We start from the raw sequence: 18,114 nt of genomic DNA, 5'->3' as shown, positions 1-18,114 counted from the left end.
TGCATATAGGCGTACAAAGTTAACCGGAACCTCATCTTCCTCCCATACGCACCGGTTATGGTTCTGCTCATGACTCAGTCGCACCCCAGGATCAGCAAGGCTGTCATCCCGGCCGCAGGCCTCGGTACCCGCTTCCTGCCGGCCACCAAAGCCACTCCCAAGGAGATGCTGCCTGTCGTCGACAAGCCCGCGATCCAGTACGTCGTCGAGGAAGCGGTGGCCGCCGGTCTCTCCGACGTCCTGATGATCACCGGCCGCAACAAGCGCCCCCTTGAGGACCACTTCGACCGCAATTACGAACTGGAGTCCGCGCTCACCCGCAAGGGAGACGCCGAACGGCTCCAGAAGGTCCAGGAGTCGAGCGACCTGGCCACCATGCACTACGTCCGGCAGGGCGACCCGCGCGGCCTCGGCCACGCCGTGCTGTGCGCCGCACCGCACGTCGGCGACCAGCCCTTCGCGGTCCTCCTCGGCGACGACCTGATCGACCCGCGCGACCCGCTGCTGGCCCGCATGGTCGAGATCCAGGAGCGTGAGGGCGGCAGCGTCATCGCACTGATGGAGGTCGCGCCGGAGCAGATCCACCTGTACGGCTGCGCGGCCGTCGAGCTCACCGCCGAGGACGATCTGGTGCGCGTCACCGGCCTGGTCGAGAAGCCCGATGTGTCCGATGCGCCCAGCAACCTCGCGGTCATCGGCCGCTATGTCCTGGACCCCGCCGTCTTCGACATACTGCGCAAGACCGAGCCGGGCCGCGGTGGCGAGATCCAGCTCACCGACGCCCTTCAGCTTCTCGCCGATGACGAGAAGATCGGCGGCCCCGTGCACGGCGTCGTCTTCAAGGGGCGCCGCTATGACACCGGTGACCGCGGCGACTACCTCCGTGCCATTGTCAGACTCGCGTGCGAACGTGAAGACCTGGGCCCGGACTTCCGGACCTGGCTCCGCAGTTACGTCACCGAGGAGATGTAGCAATTTGAGCAGCACGACCTGGTCGGTGGACGAGCACCTGGAAGACATTCTCGGCGCGGTACGACCGCTCGAACCCATCGAGCTGCAACTGCACGACGCCCAGGGCTGCGTCCTCGTCGAGGACGTCGTCGTGGAGATCGCCCTGCCGCCCTTCGACAACAGCTCGATGGACGGGTACGCGGTCCGCGTCGCCGATGTCGAGGGCGCCGACGAGGAGTTCCCCGCGGTGCTCACCGTCATCGGTGACGTCGCGGCGGGCAGCGACGGGCTGCCCGGCGACCGGAGCGTGGGCCCCGGCGAGGCCGCCCGCATCATGACCGGAGCCCCGCTGCCGGCCGGCGCCGAGGCCGTGATCCCGGTCGAGTGGACCGACGGCGGTACGGGCGGCGGCCCCGCCGACACCATGCGTGCCCATCGGGACGCCCCCGAGGGCGCAGGCGGTGAGGTCCGGGTCCACCGCCCCGTCGAGGCCCGCGCCCATGTAAGGGCCCGCGGCAGCGACGTCGAGCCGGGCGATCTGGCCCTGCGCGCCGGAGCGGTGATCGGCCCGCCGCAGATCGGGCTGCTCGCCGCGATCGGCCGCTCCACGGTGAAGGTACGGCCCCGGCCGCGCGTCGTCGTCATCTCGACCGGCAGCGAACTGGTGCAGCCCGGCGAGGAGCTGACCGGCGGCCGGATCTACGACTCGAACAGCTTCGCGCTCACGGCCGCCGCCCGGGACGCCGGAGCGATCGCCTACCGGGTCGGCGCCGTCACCGACGACGCCGACACGCTCCGCGCCACGATCGAGGACCAGCTGATCCGCGCCGACATCGTCGTCACCACCGGAGGCGTCAGCGTCGGCGCGTACGACGTCGTCAAGGAGGCCCTGTCGTCGGTGGGCGACGAGGACGAGCCCGGCAGCGGCGTCGACTTCCGCAAGCTCGCCATGCAGCCGGGCAAGCCGCAGGGCTTCGGCTCGATCGGCCCCGAACACACACCGCTGCTGGCGCTCCCGGGCAACCCCGTCTCCTCGTACATCTCCTTCGAGCTGTTCGTGCGGCCCGCGATCCGTGCCCTGATGGGCCTCAAGGACGTGAACCGCCCCACCGCCCGGGCCACGCTCAACACCGACAAGGTACTCACCTCGCCGTCCGGCAAACGCCAGTTCCTGCGCGGTACGTACGACGCGGAGGCCGGCGCGGTCACCCCCGTCGGCGGCTCCGGATCGCATCTGATCGCCGCCCTCGCCCAGGCGGACGCCCTGATCGTGCTGCCCGAGGACGTCACCTCCGCCGAGCCCGGCGCGGACACCGAGGTGATCCTGCTCCGCTGATCCCCGGGCGGTGGCGGTACGGTATCTGCCGCTGTGCCTTCCCGGGGACACCCCCGGGCCCCCGGCCCGCACCCCGGTGCGGGCGGGCGGGCAACCGGCGCCCTACCGCGAGGCGGAGTTAGTTGAGTACGCAGAACAGGCTGACGCACATCGACGAGGCGGGCGCGGCCCGCATGGTCGACGTGTCCGAGAAGGAGGTCACCGCGCGCGTCGCCCGCGCGAGCGGCCGGGTCCTCGTCTCGCCGCGCGTCGTCGAGCTGCTCCGCGGTGAGGGCGTTCCCAAGGGCGACGCCCTCGCCACCGCCCGTATCGCCGGGATCATGGGCGCCAAGCGCACCCCCGACCTGATCCCGCTCTGCCACCCGCTCCCCGTCTCCGGCGTGAAGGTCGACCTGAGTGTCGCCGACGACGCGGTGGAGATCGCCGCCACGGTGCGGACCACGGACCGCACCGGCGTCGAGATGGAGGCCCTGACCGCCGTCTCGGTCGCCGCGCTCACCGTGATCGACATGATCAAGGCGGTCGACAAGGCGGCGGTCATCACGGACGTAAGGGTCGAGTCGAAGTCGGGCGGCAAGTCCGGCGACTACCGGCGCACCGCGGCGGACGGGGCGGACGCATGACGGCGCCCGCCCCCCGTACCGCGCTCGTCGTGACCGCGTCCAACCGCGCCTCCGCCGGGGTCTACGCGGACAAGGGCGGTCCCCTGATCTCCGAGGCGCTCACACGGCTCGGCTTCGCCGTCGACGGGCCGCAGGTCGTGCCCGACGGCGACCCGGTCGAGCAGGCCCTGCGCGCCGGGGTGGCCGCCGGGTACGACGTCATCGTCACCACCGGCGGTACGGGCGTCTCGCCCACCGACCGCACCCCCGAGGCCACCCGCCGCGTCCTCGACCACGAGATCCCAGGCATCCCCGAGGCGATCCGCGCCGAGGGCCGTGACAAGGTCCCCACAGCCGCGCTCTCCCGGGGCCTCGCGGGCGTCGCCGCCCACACGCTCATCGTGAATCTGCCGGGCTCCACCGGCGGGGTGCGCGACGGCCTCGCCGTCCTCGAACGCCTTCTGGTGCACGCCGTCGACCAGCTTCGCGGCGGCGATCACCCCCGACCCGGGAGCCCGAGCTGAACGTCCCGACCTGGCCGGTGGTCCTCCGCGACGGCGAGATCACCCTTCGTCCGGTGAAGCTGCGCGACCAGCGCATGTGGCGCGAGGTCAACCGGCGCAACCGCGACTGGCTGCGCCCCTGGGAGGCGACCGTGCCGCCGCCCGCCCCGGGCGGCCCCGTGGCCCAGCGCCCCACCTACCGTCAGATGGTCCGTCATCTGCGCTCCGAGGCCAACGCGGGCCGGATGCTGCCCTTCGCCATCGAGTACGAGGGCCGTCTGGTCGGCCAGCTGACCGTCGCCGGGATCACCTGGGGCTCGATGTGCTCGGGCCACATCGGCTACTGGGTCGACCAGGACGTGGCGGGCCGCGGCGTGATGCCGACCGCGGTCGCCCTCGTCGTCGACCACTGCTTCCGCCGGGTCGGACTGCACCGCGTCGAGGTGTGCATCCGGCCGGAGAACGGGCCCAGCAGAAGGGTCGTCGAGAAACTGGGATTCCGTGAGGAGGGTCTGCGTCCGCGCTATCTCCACATCGACGGCGCCTGGCGGGACCATCTGATCTATGCGCTCACGGCGGAGGAAGTGCCCGACGGACTGCTCCGGCGCTGGCACCGGGCGCACCCCGGAACGCCACGAGAAATAAAATAAGTGTTCGATATTGATCGGCAGATGACCACTAACGAGCGCGCAAACACCCACCGCTGATCTGAACAATCACAAAAAAAGTCCTTGATATCAGCCGGATCGTGCGACACACCGGGCCAATTGGCGGATGTCCCCGTGCAAACCCCTCTACGGTGTGAGACGTGAGCAGCAGCGGCCTGATCTATGCAGTCATCGTCGGGGCCTGGGCCGCCTACTTGGTGCCGATGTGGCTCCGCAGGCAGGACGAGCTCAACGAAGCCCGTCCGACGGAACGCTTCAGCACCGCCATCCGGCTGCTGTCCGGACGGGCGGCCATGGAGCGCCGGTACGCCAAGGAGCTGCGGGAGCGCACCACCGAGGAGGCGGCACCCGACGCCGACCCGGACGTGATTACGGACCGAATGGATTCCGTGGACGTCCGGGCCTTCGCCGCGCCCGAGGCGCATACCGAAGCCCGGGTGCACGACCCGGCTCCCGCGCCCGAGCGCATGGCGCGGGAGCGCCCCGAACCCGGTCCCGCGCGGCGCGCGCGCCAGCGCCCGGGCGGTGAGGCGGACGCCGAGCGCGTCCGGCGCGCCCAGCGCCTCCAGGTCCTCGCGCGCCGTCGGCGTACCACCGTCGTCCTCTTCCTCGCCTTCACCCTCGGCGCGATCGTCGCGGCGGTCGGCGGCCTCGGCTTCCTCTGGGCACCCGCGGTTCCGGCGGTGCTGCTGAGCACGTACATCGTGCATCTGCGCGCCCAGGAGCGACGCCGGTTCGCCTTCACCATGGACCGGCGCCGGGCCGAGGTGGCGGCGCAGCATCTGCGCGAGAACCGTCCCCGCAGGCACCAGCCCGCGACCACGGCCCCCGCCGAGGCCGACGAGGAGCCCGAAGGGCGCCGCCCCGAGCCCGAGCCGGCTCCCGCGCTCTCCCCGCAGGAGGCCGGCCGCCGCGCCCTGGTCGAGCAGACGGACCACGCGGAATGGGTGGACCAGCAGCGCGAACGGGGCCAGGTCCAGGGCGACAGCTGGGAGCCGGTCCCGGTTCCCCTGCCGACATACGTCACCGCCCCGGTCGCCCCGCGCGCCACGGGCGGCGTCGAGGTCGGCAACCCGGAGACCTGGAGCGCGGCCCGCTCCAGCACCGCCGAGCCCACCCAGACGGGCACCTCGCACCCCACGGTGCCCCCCGTCGACCCGGCCCCGCGCCAGCGCACCAACCAGTCCCGCCGCACCCGCGACCGCGGCCGGACCCCGCTCTTCGACCAGTACGAGGACGGGGAACGCCCCCGAGCGGCCAACGAGTGAGCCCCTTCGGCCCCGCTGTGACCCCGACTCGGCTGACCAGCAAGGACCGGATTTCCGAGCACCCCCGAGGGGGTGCTAGAGTTTCTCTCGTTGCAAGGGCCTGTGGCGCAGTCTGGTAGCGCACCTCGTTCGCATCGAGGGGGTCTGGGGTTCAAATCCCCACAGGTCCACCGCACACAAGATCCCGTCAGGTCGTGAAGACCTGGCGGGATCTTGGCGTTCCGGGAGGTGCGGTTCTGACCCTGCCGGCCCCGCGGAAATGACTCTCCTCAAGTGCGCTCGCGCATGAAGGAATTGCAGATCCGGCCGTCAGGGGCCTTGGCCGGCGGGGGCGAGCTCGGCTGACCCGGCGGGGGCGAGCTCGGCTGACCCGGCGGGGCCCTCGCCCGGCGTGGACCATTGCTTAAGCTCGGTGCGGCGTAGGCGGCGGCATTGGATGTGCTGAGGGGTGGAATTCATGGCTCGTTTTTCTCTCCGTCGAAGATTCTTCGTTCTCGGTTTGGTCGTGATTGCTGTGGCGGGTGCGGTGAAGGTGCAATCCGGGGCGGACGAGCCGGACGACAGGGCCAGGGGTTCGGAACGAGGCTGCACGCTGTCGATTCCGTACAGCTCGGGTTCCGGTGGCTATGCCTCGTTCCGGATACCTGCCGTCGTGCGGACGCGCGCGGGTGCGCTGCTTGCGTTCGCCGAAGGCCGTGTCGGCGGGCGGGGGGACAGTGGTGACATCGACGTCGTGGTCAGGCGGTCCCGTGACGGGGGCTGCACCTGGGGGCCGCTGCAGGTTGTCGCGGCAGGCCGGGGGGACACCCGGGGCAATCCGGCACCGGTGGTCGACCCGCGTACCGGCGACATCGTGCTCGTCACCTCGTACAACAGCGGTGAGGTGACCGAGGATCAGATACTCAGGGGCGAGGCGGCGGATGCGGAGAGCCGTCGGGTGTTCGTGCAGACGAGCCAGGACGAGGGGCGGTCGTTCTCGGAGCCGCGTGAGATCACATCAGCGGTGAAGCGCGCGGACTGGCGGTGGTACGCGACGGGGCCGGGCCATGCGGTCGCGCTGACCCGCGGTGAGCATGCCGGCCGGCTGGTGGTGCCCGCGAACCACTCCGCTGCGCCCCTTGCCGGGTCCGGGGACACCGGTCAGGAGCCCAAGTACTACGGGGCGCATGCGATCTACAGTGACGATTCGGGCCGGTCCTGGCACCTCGGATTTGTGGATGACACTTACGACGGTGCGGTGAATGCGAATGAATCCATTGCCGCACAACTGCCGGACGGTCGCCTGTACTTCGGCGCCAGGAATCAGCGCGGGACGAGTCCGGGCAATCGTCTGGATGCCTATTCCGGTGACGGTGCTGCGTCGCTCGACCGACCCTACGCGGTGCAGCCGACCCTCGGCGACGTCCCGATGGTCCAGGGGAGTGCGCTGCAACTGGCGGGCGAGCGAGGTGAGTTGCTGTTTTCCGGACCTTCGGTGCCGTCCGGCCGAGTCGCCATGGCCCTCTGGAACAGCGCGGATGGTGGGCACTCGTTCCGGAAGGTGCTGACCTTGTCGTCACGGAAGGCCGGGTACTCGGACCTGGTGCAGCTCGATGACAGGACGGTCGGGATTCTGTATGAGACAGGGGACGGCAGCCCGTACGAAGAGATCGCATTCCATCGCGTTCCTGTGGGGTCTTCAGGAGGGGACGGGGTCACACGGACCGTCAACGACGGTGGGCGGCTCAACTAGGCTGGCCGTGCTCGTCCGTTCCGTGGAGCCTGCCAGGGGCTCGCGGCGGGGTGAGTGCACAGTTGCTCGTGATGTCCCCGTACGGAGGAGTGTCCTGTGACGGCCGGAATGCCCAAGCCTCGGATCGACACCAGCAAGCCCCACCCCGCTCGCGTCTACGACTGGCTGCTGGGCGGGAAGGACAACTATCCGGTCGACCAGCAGGTGGGGGAGACGCTGCCCGAGGAGGCGCGGGGCAACGCGGCGCGGAACCGGGCCTTCATGCATCGGGCCTCCGCCTGGCTGGCAGGCAAGGGGGTCGATCAGTTCCTCGACATCGGCACCGGTATACCCACGGCGCCCAATCTGCACCAGGTCGTCCAGGCCGTCGCACCGGCCGCCCGGGTCGTCTACGCGGACAACGACCCGATCGTCCTGCGTCACGCGGAAGCGTTGCTGATCAGCAGTCCGGAAGGCGTCACCGACTACATCCACGCGGATGTGCGGCAGCCGCAGCTGATCCTCGAACGCGCCCGTGAGCTGCTGGACTTCAGCAGGCCCATCGCGTTGTCCCTGATCGCCCTGATGCACTTCCTGCCGGATGACCAGGACCCGTACGGCATCACACGCACCCTGGTCGACGCCCTGCCCGCGGGCAGCTTCCTGGTGCTTTCGCACGGTACCGCCGACCAGCATCCCGAGCTGCGGCAGGAGACCGAGACCGCGTACAAGAAGGGGGCGATTCCGCTGCGGATGCGTACCCGGAGCGAGGTCGAGCCCTTCTTCGAAGGCCTGGATCTCGTCGAGCCCGGGCTGGTGTACGCCACGCAGTGGTATCAGGAGGAGCCCGCACCGGCCGACGAACGCAGTGGCTTCTATGTGGGAGTCGGCCGGGTGCGACGCTGACGCGGGAGTTCCGGCAGTACGTGGCCGGGGCTTGCGGCCCGGGGTTCCGCGGCTGCGGTTACCGCAGCGGCTTCGCGAAGCAGCGGCTGCTCTCGTATTTGCGGTAGTGGCCGAACTTCTCGCACGGGGCGTAGCCGCTGGATGTGTACAACGCGATCGCCTCGGGCTGCTTGTCCCCGGTCTCCAGCACCATGCGGCTGCGGCCCGCCGCCCGGGCGTCGGCCTCCAGGGCGGCCAGGATGCGGCGCGCCAGCCCGTTGCCGCGGCCCTCGGGGATCACGAACATCCGCTTGAGCTCGGCGTCGCCGTCGGAGTAGCCCTCGTCGTTCTGCTCCTGGGAGCGCCAGCCGCCGGTGGCGACCGGGTAGCCCTGCGCATCGTAGGCAAGGAGATACAGACCGTTCGGCGGCTCGAACATCGACGCGTCGAGCGGTGTGACATCGCCCTCGTCGCCGTACCGCGCGGCGTATTCGAGCTGCACCTGATCGTTGAGTTTGACGGCATCGGCGTGATCGAAAGGCCGAGGGTGGATATTCATGCAGGCAATGGTACATGTATGCGAACGCCGGGTGTCGGTATCGTGCCGGAATGCTCACTGTGACCACCGTCAATGTAAACGGGCTCCGCGCGGCCGCCAAAAAGGGCTTCGTCGAGTGGCTGGCCCGGACCGAAGCCGATGTGATCTGTCTGCAGGAGGTGCGGGCCGAGCCGCAGCAGCTGCCCGACGAGGTGCGTGAACCCGAGGGCTGGCACACCGTGCACGCACCGGCCGCCGCCAAGGGGCGGGCGGGGGTCTCCCTCTTCACGCGGCGTGCGCCCGAGCGCGTGCAGATCGGGTTCAGCGGCTTCGGGGACGCCGGGAGTGAGGAGTTCGACACCAGCGGCCGCTACATCGAGGTCGACCTGCCCGGTGTCACGGTCGCGAGCCTGTATCTGCCCTCCGGGGAGGTCGGCACGGAGAAGCAGGACGAGAAGGAGCGGTTCATGGCCGCGTTCCTGCCGTATCTGAAGGGCCTCAAGGAGCGGGCGGCGGCCGACGGGCGTGAGGTCGTGGTGTGCGGCGACTGGAACATCGCCCACCAGGAGGCCGACCTGAAGAACTGGAAGGCCAACAAGAAGAACTCCGGCTTCCTCCCCGAGGAGCGGGAGTGGCTGACCCGGGTCTTCGACGAGGCCGAGTACGTCGATGTCGTACGGGCGCTGCACCCGGAGGAGGAGGGGCCGTACTCGTGGTGGTCCTACCGCGGGCGGGCCTTCGATAACGACGCGGGCTGGCGGATCGACTACCAGGTGGCGACGCCGGGGCTGGCCGGGCGCGCGGTGAAGGGCTGGGTCGAGCGGGCCGCGACGCACGGTGAGCGGTGGAGTGACCACGCGCCGGTGACGGTGGTCTTCGAGCTGTAGCGGGAGCGGGCGGGGGCGGGCGGGGGCGGGCTTGGGCCGTCCCGTCAGGGGGCGGGCGTTTGCGGCGGGTGCTCGGTGTTCTCGTGGCGCAGGCGGCGGTCCAGTGCCATGGAGAGTTCCGCGTCCACCACCGCGCGGGCGAGCGGGCGCAGTTGGGGCGGTTCGGTCTCCGCGGCGTGGGCCCGCATCACCCCTACGAACAGCTCGGCGAGCGCGTCCGCGTGCGCGCGGACCCGGCGGCCGGCCGCGAGCACCGTGGCCAGCGGCACCCCTTCCCGTACCAGCTCCGCCGACACCTCCAGCAGGCGGCGGCTGATGTGGACGATCTCGTCGCCGTCGGTGGCCAGATAGCCCAGGTCCAGGGCGGCGGCCAGATTCTCCGGGGTGACCTCGCCCTCGAAGTAGTCCGCGAGCTGTTCCGGAGTGAGGCGGACCGGGGTCTCCTCGGTCGGTTCGCCCAGCCCCAGCACCTCGGCGACATCGCGGCCGCTCTCGAAGGTGCGGGCGAGATCGGCGATGCCGGTGAGGGTGTGGCCGCGCTCCAGCAGGCCCGCGATGGTGCGCAGCCGGGCCAGGTGGTGGTCGTCGTACCAGGCGATGCGCCCCTCGCGGCGGGGTGGCGAGATCAGGCCGCGCTCCCGGTAGAAGCGCACGGTCCGCACGGGGATGCCGGCCTCCTTGGCCAGCTCCTCCATCCGGTATTCACGGTGCTCGCGTTCGTCGGCCACACCCGCACCCTATGTTGTACCGTCGGTAACTTTCCCTTGTCGCACCCCTACCCATCGGTACTGGGCTGCTCTACTCTCCCAACAATGCCAGTGATTGCTGGCGGAGTCGTGTGACGTACCGCGGGAGGCGGCAGCATGGCCCAGCACGAGCACGTACGAGTGGCGGTGATCGGATCCGGATTCGGGGGCCTCGGGGCCGCGGTCCGGCTGCGCCGCGAAGGCATCACGGACTTCGTCGTCCTGGAACGTGCCGGCTCCGTCGGCGGCACCTGGCGCGACAACAGCTATCCGGGCTGCGCCTGCGACGTACCGTCCCACCTCTACTCGTTCTCGTTCGCCCCCAACCCCGAGTGGCCGCGCACCTTCTCCGGGCAGGAGAACATCCGCGCCTACCTGGACCATGTCGCGGACACCTTCGGGCTGCGCCCGCACATCAGGCTCAACCATGAAGTGACGCGGATGCGCTGGGACCGCGACGAACTGCACTGGGTCATCGAGACCGGCAACGGGGCCACGTTCACCGCCGATGTCGTCGTCTCCGCGACCGGGCCGCTCTCCGACCCGAAGACGCCCGATGTGCCGGGGCTCTCCGGCTTCCCCGGCAAGGTCTTCCACTCGGCCCGCTGGGACCACGACTACGACCTGACCGGCAAGCGCGTCGCGATGATAGGCACCGGTGCCTCCGCCATCCAGATCGTGCCCTCGATCCAGCCGAAGGCCGCCAGGCTGACGCTCTTCCAGCGCACGCCGCCCTGGGTCATGCCGCGCATGGACCGGAAGATCAGCGGCGCCGAGCGCTGGCTGCACCGCACGCTCCCCTTCACCGGCGCCGCACGCCGCGGACTGCTCTGGGGCATAAGGGAGTTGCAGGTCAGCGCCTTCACCAAGCACCCGGGCGAGCTGGGCCTGGTCGAGAAGATGGCCAAGTCCAACATGGCGCGGTCCATCAAGGACCCGGCGCTGCGGGCCAAGCTGACCCCCTCGTACCGCATCGGCTGCAAGCGCATCCTGCTCTCCAGCGCCTACTACCCGGCGCTCGCCCGGCCCAATGTGGACGTGGTCGCCTCCGGTCTGGCCGAGGTGCGCGGCTCCACGGCCGTCGCCTTCGACGGTACGGAGACCGAGGTCGACGCGATCATCTTCGGCACCGGCTTCCATGTGACCGACATGCCGATCGCCGACCGGGTGGTGGGCGCGGAGGGCATCACGCTCGCCGAGTCCTGGAAGGACGGCATGCAGGCGCTGCGCGGTGCGAGCGCGGCCGGTTTCCCCAACTGGATGACGATCATCGGCCCCAACACGGGACTCGGGAACTCCTCGATGATCCTCATGATCGAGTCCCAGCTGAACTACATGGCCGACTATCTGCGTCAGCTGAACGTGCTGGGCGGCCGCGTCGCACTCGACGCGCGGGCCTCGGCGGTCGGGGCGTGGAACCGCCGGGTCCAGGAGCGGATGAAGCGCACCGTGTGGAACACCGGCGGCTGCAACAGCTGGTACCTGGACGCCAATGGGCGCAACACCACGGTCTGGCCGGGCACCACCTCCGAGTTCCGCAAGGTGACGCGGTCGGTGGACCTCGCGGAGTACGAGGTCGTGCGGATGCCGAAGCAGGCCGCCGCGAAGAAGTCCGTCGCCGAGGAGGTCGTGGGATGAGCCGGCTGCTGCGGCGCGAGGACGCCCCGCCCGTTCCCGCGCGCGAGTTGACCGTCGTCTCCGCCGACGGCGCCCGGATCCATGTCGAGGTGCACGGGCAGGACGGCGCCCCCACGGTGGTCCTGTCGCACGGCTGGACGTGCAGCACCCACTTCTGGGCGGCGCAGATCCGGGACCTCGCGGTGGATCACCGGGTCGTCGCCTACGACCAGCGCGGTCACGGCCGTTCGCCCGCGGCCGGGCGCGACGGATACAGCACGAAGGCCCTCGCCGACGACCTCGAAGCGGTGCTGGCCGCCACCCTCGAACCGGGCGAGAAGGCCGTGCTCGCCGGGCACTCCATGGGCGGCATGACGATGATGGCCGCCTCGCGGCGGGCCGGGGTGCGGGAACATGCGGCCGCCGTACTGCTGTGCAGCACCGGAAGTTCACGGCTGATCGAGGAGTCGCTGGTGGTGCCCTTGCGGGCCGGGGCGGTCCGTACCCGGATCACCCGCGCGATTCTCGGGGCGCGCGCGCCGCTCGGGCCCGTCACGCCGGTCTCCAGGCGGATACTCAAGTACGGGACGATGGGGGCGGGTTCATCCCCCGAACGGGTCGACATCTGTGCCCGGATCGTGCACGCGTGCCCGCGGGCGGCCAGGGTGGCCTGGGGGCACGTCCTCGCGGAGCTCGATCTCGACGCGGGGGTACGGGAGTTGCGGGTGCCCACGGCGGTGATCGCGGGTACGGAGGACCGGCTGACGCCGCCCGTGCACGCCCGCGCCATCGCGGCGGCGCTGCCCGACTGCCTGGGCCTCACCGAGCTGGCGGGCATGGGGCACATGACGCCGGTGGAGGCGCCGGAGGCCGTCACCGCGAAGATCCGGGAGCTCGTCACCGCGTACGTCCCGGCGGGCGGCGCGGGCAGTGCAGACGGTGTGGACGGTACGGCCGAGAAGGAGGATGTCGCATGAGAGGCAGGCGGAGTCTCGAAGGACAGGTCGTCGTCGTCACGGGCGCGGCGCGCGGCGTGGGCGAGCTGCTGGCGCGCAAGCTCTCGGCGCGCGGGGCCACGCTCGCGCTGGTCGGTCTGGAACCCGACGAGCTGAAGAAGGTCTCCGAGCGGCTGCACTCGGAGAGCGACCACTGGTTCGCGGACGTCACCGACCACGAGGCGATGGCGCGCGTCGCCGAGCAGGTCAAGGAGCGGTTCGGGAAGGTCGACGTCGTCGTCGCCAACGCGGGAGTGGCGTCGGGCGGTCCGTTCGTCGACTCGGACCCCGAGGCGTGGCGCCGGGTCATCGAGGTCAATCTGATCGGTGGCGCGGTGACGGGGCGGGCGTTCCTGCCGGTGCTCATGGAGAGCCGCGGGTACTTTCTCCAGATCGCCTCGCTCGCCGCGATCACCCCGGCGCCGATGATGACCGCGTACTGCGCGTCCAAGTCGGGCGTGGAGGCGTTCGCGCACAGCCTGCGGGCCGAGGTCGGCTACCGCGGGGTGAAGGTCGGGGTCGGCTATCTGTCCTGGACCGACACGGACATGGTGCGGGGCGCCGACGAGGACGACGTGATGCGGGAGCTGCGGCAGCGGCTGCCCTGGCCGTCGAACCGTACGTATCCGCTGGGCCCGGCGGTCGACCGGATCGTGGCCGGTATCGAGCGGCGGTCCGCGCACGTGTACGCGCAGTGGTGGCTGCGCGGGATGCAGTCCGTGCGGGGCTACCTGCCCGCGCTGATCGGGGTCGTCGGACAGCGGGAGATGCGTCGGTTCGGGCCGCGGCTGGAGGGCGTGAGCAAGGGGCTCGTGGGCGCGGGAGGCGCTGCGGACCGGGATGCGCAGGCGGTGCGCACGGAGAGTAAGTGATCGAAATGCGGTGAATGTCCGGGCGTGTCACTCTGGTCGAGGTCCTTACGGACCGTCCCCCACACACCCACTAGGAGTGAACAGCATGGGTATCGCAGACCAGTTCAAGGACAAGGCGCAGGAGCTCGCCGAGCAGGCGAAGCGCAAGGCGAACGAGGGCAAGGACTCGTCGGGCCGCGAGCGGACGCACGACGCGTCCGAGCGGGCCTCGAAGACGTCGCAGCAGGGCCAGAACAAGGCCCAGCAGACGGGGCGTCAGGCGAGGGACGACGTCCGCAACGAGTTCGACCGCTGACGCGGCTTCGCGAATCTGCGCACTGTCTCTGAGAGGGGCGCACCCGGGTGACCGGGTGCGCCCTTTCGCGTGCGTGTGCGTTTGAGTGTGCGCGGGGTTGGGTGCGGGTGCGACCGGGGCTCTGCCCCGGACACCGCGCCTCAAACGCCGGCGGGGCTGGATTTTGCCTGGCCGGGCTGGATTCTGCTTGCCCTACCTCGGGGGGAGCGGGGGGCGTCGGCGGTCGGGGGCCGATTCGTAGGTCGGGGGTGTTGCCGCCGGGTGCGCTGCGAGCAGGTCCAGTGCCACCCGGACCGCGTCGTCCAGCACCGCGTACCGGCCCTCCGCCCAGTCGAGTGGCGTGCGCAGGGCCTCCAGATCCGGTTCGACACCGTAGTTCTCCACCGACCACCCGTACGCGTCGAACCAGGCCGCGTTCATCGGCACCGTGATCACCGTCCCGTCACCCAGCCGGTGCCGCCCGGTCATGCCGACCACACCGCCCCACGTCCGCTGGCCCACCACCGGGCCCAGTTTCAGCAGGCGGAACACGGCGGTGATCATGTCGCCGTCGGAGGACGTCGCCTCGTCGGCCAGCGCGACCACCGGGCCGCGGGGGGCGTTCGAGGCGTACGAGACCGGCTGGGCGTTGCGGGTCAGGTCCCAGCCGAGGATCGTGCGGGTGAGCTTCTCGACCACCAACTCGCTGATGTGGCCGCCCGCGTTGCCGCGTACGTCGACGATCAGGGCCGGGCGGGAGACCTCCATGCGCAGGTCCCGGTTGAACTGGGCCCAGCCCGAGCCGCCCATGTCGGGGATGTGCAGATACCCGCACTTGCCGCCGCTCAAGTCGCGTACGACTTCGCGGCGTTTGGCCACCCAGTCCTGATAGCGCAGGGGTCGTTCGTCGACCAGGGGGACGATTGCCACGCGGCGGGAGTGGCCCTCGCCGCCGGGCGATCGGAAGGTCAGCTCGACCGTGGTGCCGCCCGCCGCGGAGAGCAGGGGGTACGGGCCCGTCACCGGGTCGACCGGGCGGCCGTCGATATGGGTGAGGGCCGCGCCCTCCCGGATGCCCGTACCGGCCAGCGGGGAGCGGGCCTTGGAGTCGGAGGAGTCACCGGGCAGGATGCGCTGGACCGTCCAGTCGCCGTCCCGGCACACCAGGTTCGCGCCGAGCAGCCCGATCGCCCGCTGGTAGTGCGGCGGGCCCTCGTTGCGCCGAGCCGGTGCCACGTACGCGTGCGACGTACCCAGCTCGCCCAGGACCTCGCGCATCAGATCCGCGAACTCGTCGGGGGAGGCGACCCGTTCGACCAGGGGACGGTACTGGTCGAGCACGCCGTCCCAGTCGATGCCGCACATGTCCGGTTCCCAGAAGTACGAGCGGATGATGCGGCCGCCCTCCCCGTAGGCCTGGCGCCACTCCGCCCCCGGGTCGACCTCGTGCAGGATGCGGCGCAGGTCGATGTAGACCGTCGAGTCGCTGTCGCCGATCTCGGTGGCGGGCACGGCGCGCAGCTCGCCCTCGTCCATGACGACCAGCCGCGTCGCGTCGCCGCTGACCGAGAACCAGTCCAGATCCTTGACGAGTTCGGTCTTCCTGGCCTTGGAGATGTTGAAGTGCTCGAGCGTGGGGCGGCCCGACATGTCCGCCGGGTTGGCGAACGTCTCGCCGAGCGCGCCCGAGATCGGCCAGCGCAGCCAGACGAGACCGCCGCCGCTCACCGGGTGCAGGGCCGAGTACTTCGACGCGGAGACCGGGAACGGCGTCACCCGGTTCTCCAGGCCCTCGAACTCGACCGTGACCGTCGATGTCCCCTCGCCCGCACCGGTGTCGGGCACGTCGTCGGCCGGGTCGAGACCGCCCGCCGCCGGGCGCCCCTCCGGCGACAGGGCGAAGGGCGAGGGTGTGGCGGAGGAGAGCGGCACCAGATACGGGCGGCAGCCCAGCGGAAAGGAGAGGTCGCCGGTGTGGACGTCGTACACCGGGTCGAAACCGCGCCAGGAGAGGAAGGCGAGATAGCGTCCGTCGCCCGTGAAGACGGGATTCTCGTCCTCGAAGCGGCCGTTGGTGACATCGACGATCACCGGGGAGCCGGACCCCAGGATGCGCGCCAGTTTGATCTGGCGCAGGGAACGGCCGATCCCTGGGTGCGACCAGGCCAGCCACGCGCCGTCCGGTGAGAACGCCATGTCACGGACCGGGCCGTTGATGGAGCGGACCAGTTCGGTGGGTTCGCCGGTGGACGTCTCCTCGTCCGTGTCCAGGAGCAGCAGCCGCCCGTCGTTCGTGGCGATGGCCAGGCGTTCGCCGTCCGGGTCGGCGATCAGCTCCTGGACCCTGCCGACCTGGCCGGAGGCCAGCCGGCGCGGCTCGCGGTCGCCGCTGGCGCGCGGCAGATAGGCGATCTCGACGGCGTCCTCGCCGTCCGCGTCCGTGACGTAGGCGACCTGGCCGCCGCTGCCGAGCATCTCGGGCAGCCGGACCCGGACCCCCGGGGTGTCGGAGATCGTCCGGGCGGGGCCGTCGCGGTGGGTGAGCCAGTACAGGCTGCCGCGTACGGAGACGGCGCTGGCCCGGCCCGTCTCGTCCACGGACAGCGAGTCGACGTTGCTGGCGGCCGGCACCTGGTACGTACGCCGTCCGGCGCGCGGCCCGCCGAGCCGCACCTCCAGCTTCCGCGGCACCGCGTCCGGCGACTCCAGGTCGTCCACCAGCCACACCTCGCCCGCGCACTGGTACACGACCCGGTGTCCGTCGCTGGAGGCGTGCCGGGCGTAGAAGGCGTCGTGGTCCGTGTGGCGGCGCAGATCGCGCCCGTCCGGCAGGCAGGAGTACAGATTGCCGACGCCCTCGTGGTCGGAGAGGAACGCGATCCGGCCGCCGACGAACATGGGTGAGTCGAGATGGCCGCCGATGTCCGGGAGCAGCCGCTTGCCGTGCAGCCACAGCCGCCCCATCGCGCCGCCCCGGTACCGCTTCCAGGCGGCCGGTTCGTGCGGCGGCTTGCCGGTGAGCAGCAGGGTGCGCCGCTCGCCGTCGATGTCGGCGACCGCGATGTCGCAGACCGGCCCCCAGGGCAGCTTGCCGCCGGGGCCGCCGTCCGTGGAGACGGAGTAGGCCCAGGAGAAATACGAGAACGGCTGGTTGTGCGAGGACACGGCGAGGATCTGGGAGGCGTCCCCCGGATCGGGGGTCCAGCCGCAGACCCGGGCGTCCGTCGACCCCCAGTAGGTGAGCCGGCGCGTCGGGCCGCCGTCCACGGGTGCGAGATGGATCTCGGGGTCCAGGCTGCGCCAGGTCGTGTACGCGATGCGGCTCCCGTCGGGGGAGAACCGTGGGTGGCTGACTCTGGTCCGGTCGACGGTCACCCGCCACGCGCGGCCGGGCCGCTGCCCCTCGGGGGCGAGGGGAGCGACCCAGAGGTCGTCCTCGGCCGCGAAGCAGAGGAGATCCTCGTGGAGGTGCGGGAAGCGGAGATACGCGGCGTCGTCACTCACCCTCCAATGCTTTCCGCGCGGAAGGGCCCCGGCAACTTGTGGTGGGGAACACAAGCGAAACGATTTCGTTTCGCTGGGCGGGCGGGGTACCGTCGATGTGTACGAAACAGTTTCGTTCGATTGACTGATGTACGGATACGCGAACAGGAGGTCGGCGCATGGCGCGCACCCGGCTCACGCCCGAGCGTGAGAGCGAGCTGTACGCCGCCGTGCTCGACCTGCTCCGCGAGGTCGGCTACGACGCCCTGACCATGGACGCCATAGCCGCCCGCACCCGTTCCAGCAAGGCCACCCTCTACCGCCAGTGGGGGAGCAAGGCCGAGCTGGTCGTGAAGGCCATGCGGCACAACAAGCCGGTCTCCCTCGCGGAGATCGACACCGGATCGCTGCGCGGCGACTTCAGCGCCGCGCTGGGCCGTAGCGACGACTGTCAGATGGAGAAGGACTCCGCGCTGATGCGGGGCCTGATGCATGCCGTCCACGAGAACCCCGATCTTTACCAGGCGCTGCGCGAGCTGCTCGTCGAGCCGGAGATGACCGGTCTCGACACGCTGCTGCGCCGAGCCGTGGACCGGGGTGAGCTGCGTCCGGACAATCCGGCGCTGAAATATGTACCGCACATGCTGATCGGCGCCTTCGCCGCTCGGCAGCTGGTCGAGGACCGCGCCGTCGACCAGGCGTTTCTCATCGACTACGTCGACTCCGTGGTTCTCCCCGCCCTCGGCGTCTGACCCCCGTCCCCTTAGTACGGCCCCCT

At 70.6% G+C, this 18,114-nt stretch carries 17 protein-coding genes and 1 tRNA gene; 15 read left to right on the top strand and 3 right to left on the bottom strand.

Annotated features, from left to right (window positions below):
- Nucleotides 1–69 precede the first annotated feature (69 nt).
- The 9 genes from galU (at nt 70) to OG507_RS16290 (ending at nt 7,945) form a co-directional block, all read left to right on the top strand.
- Entirely contained in the window at nt 70–972 is a 903-nt protein-coding gene (gene galU / locus OG507_RS16330; RefSeq protein WP_327367927.1) for a UTP--glucose-1-phosphate uridylyltransferase GalU, read from the top strand.
- A 4-nt stretch (nt 973–976) separates the two neighbouring features.
- The gene (gene glp / locus OG507_RS16325) at nt 977–2,287 is read left to right on the top strand and encodes a molybdotransferase-like divisome protein Glp (protein WP_327367926.1); all 1,311 of its coding nucleotides are present in this window, start codon (nt 977–979) and stop codon (nt 2,285–2,287) included.
- A gap of 122 nt (nt 2,288–2,409) precedes the next feature.
- Complete coding sequence (gene moaC / locus OG507_RS16320; protein WP_327367925.1) at nt 2,410–2,910, top strand: cyclic pyranopterin monophosphate synthase MoaC; 501 nt, start codon at nt 2,410–2,412, stop codon at nt 2,908–2,910.
- On the top strand, nt 2,907–3,413 hold the full coding sequence (locus OG507_RS16315) for a MogA/MoaB family molybdenum cofactor biosynthesis protein (protein WP_327367924.1): 507 nt from the start codon (nt 2,907–2,909) through the stop codon (nt 3,411–3,413). Before moaC ends, OG507_RS16315 begins: the two co-directional genes overlap by 4 nt.
- A 17-nt stretch (nt 3,414–3,430) precedes the next feature.
- Nucleotides 3,431–4,042: a GNAT family N-acetyltransferase gene (locus tag OG507_RS16310; protein ID WP_327367923.1), complete on the top strand. Its 612-nt coding sequence runs from the start codon at nt 3,431–3,433 to the stop codon at nt 4,040–4,042.
- A 158-nt stretch (nt 4,043–4,200) separates the two neighbouring features.
- Entirely contained in the window at nt 4,201–5,328 is a 1,128-nt protein-coding gene (sepX, locus tag OG507_RS16305; RefSeq protein ID WP_327367922.1) for a divisome protein SepX/GlpR, read from the top strand.
- 96 nt (nt 5,329–5,424) lie between these two features.
- Nucleotides 5,425–5,498 (top strand) — tRNA-Ala (locus OG507_RS16300).
- A gap of 287 nt (nt 5,499–5,785) precedes the next feature.
- A complete protein-coding gene (locus tag OG507_RS16295; protein ID WP_327371996.1) occupies nt 5,786–7,060 on the top strand; it encodes a sialidase family protein in 1,275 nt (424 codons plus the stop codon).
- Between the two features lie 96 nt (nt 7,061–7,156).
- Nucleotides 7,157–7,945 (top strand): SAM-dependent methyltransferase, encoded by a 789-nt coding sequence (locus tag OG507_RS16290; RefSeq protein ID WP_327367921.1) that lies wholly within the window; start codon nt 7,157–7,159, stop codon nt 7,943–7,945.
- A gap of 58 nt (nt 7,946–8,003) precedes the next feature.
- Here the strand turns inward: OG507_RS16290 and OG507_RS16285 are convergent, their stop codons facing one another.
- Nucleotides 8,004–8,483 carry a GNAT family N-acetyltransferase gene (locus OG507_RS16285; protein ID WP_327367920.1) on the bottom strand — a complete coding sequence of 160 codons (480 nt, stop codon included), beginning with the start codon at nt 8,481–8,483 and terminating at the stop codon, nt 8,004–8,006.
- 50 nt (nt 8,484–8,533) lie between these two features.
- Here OG507_RS16285 and OG507_RS16280 point away from each other — a divergent pair, with 50 nt between their 5' ends.
- Entirely contained in the window at nt 8,534–9,349 is an 816-nt protein-coding gene (locus OG507_RS16280) for an exodeoxyribonuclease III (protein WP_327367919.1), read from the top strand.
- Nucleotides 9,350–9,393: 44 nt separating this feature from the next.
- On the opposite strand, the gene OG507_RS16275 is transcribed toward OG507_RS16280, so the two are convergent.
- Nucleotides 9,394–10,044 (bottom strand): MerR family transcriptional regulator, encoded by a 651-nt coding sequence (locus OG507_RS16275; RefSeq protein ID WP_327371995.1) that lies wholly within the window; start codon nt 10,042–10,044, stop codon nt 9,394–9,396.
- Between the two features lie 168 nt (nt 10,045–10,212).
- On the opposite strand from OG507_RS16275, the gene OG507_RS16270 reads away from it, so the two are divergent.
- The 4 genes from OG507_RS16270 (at nt 10,213) to OG507_RS16255 (ending at nt 13,874) form a co-directional block, all read left to right on the top strand.
- Nucleotides 10,213–11,733, top strand: coding sequence for a flavin-containing monooxygenase (locus tag OG507_RS16270; RefSeq protein ID WP_327367918.1), 1,521 nt, complete (start codon nt 10,213–10,215; stop codon nt 11,731–11,733).
- Complete coding sequence (locus tag OG507_RS16265) at nt 11,730–12,689, top strand: alpha/beta fold hydrolase (RefSeq protein WP_327367917.1); 960 nt, start codon at nt 11,730–11,732, stop codon at nt 12,687–12,689. The genes OG507_RS16270 and OG507_RS16265 overlap by 4 nt, the downstream gene beginning before the upstream one ends.
- Nucleotides 12,686–13,579, top strand: a complete 894-nt coding sequence (locus OG507_RS16260; protein WP_327367916.1) for an SDR family oxidoreductase — start codon at nt 12,686–12,688, stop codon at nt 13,577–13,579. The genes OG507_RS16265 and OG507_RS16260 overlap by 4 nt, the downstream gene beginning before the upstream one ends.
- An 85-nt stretch (nt 13,580–13,664) precedes the next feature.
- On the top strand, nt 13,665–13,874 hold the full coding sequence (locus tag OG507_RS16255; protein ID WP_327367915.1) for a hypothetical protein: 210 nt from the start codon (nt 13,665–13,667) through the stop codon (nt 13,872–13,874).
- Nucleotides 13,875–14,066: 192 nt separating this feature from the next.
- Here the strand turns inward: OG507_RS16255 and OG507_RS16250 are convergent, their stop codons facing one another.
- A complete protein-coding gene (locus OG507_RS16250) occupies nt 14,067–17,357 on the bottom strand; it encodes a S41 family peptidase (RefSeq protein WP_327367914.1) in 3,291 nt (1,096 codons plus the stop codon).
- A gap of 158 nt (nt 17,358–17,515) precedes the next feature.
- On the opposite strand from OG507_RS16250, the gene OG507_RS16245 reads away from it, so the two are divergent.
- Nucleotides 17,516–18,088, top strand: coding sequence for a TetR/AcrR family transcriptional regulator (locus tag OG507_RS16245; RefSeq protein ID WP_327367913.1), 573 nt, complete (start codon nt 17,516–17,518; stop codon nt 18,086–18,088).
- Nucleotides 18,089–18,114: the final 26 nt, after the last annotated feature.

It is taken from the genome of Streptomyces sp. NBC_01217, from assembly GCF_035994185.1.
GTDB lineage: Bacteria > Actinomycetota > Actinomycetes > Streptomycetales > Streptomycetaceae > Streptomyces.
The sequence above is the reverse complement of the archived record's forward strand: the minus strand, read 5'-3'. Positions and strand labels throughout refer to the sequence as shown.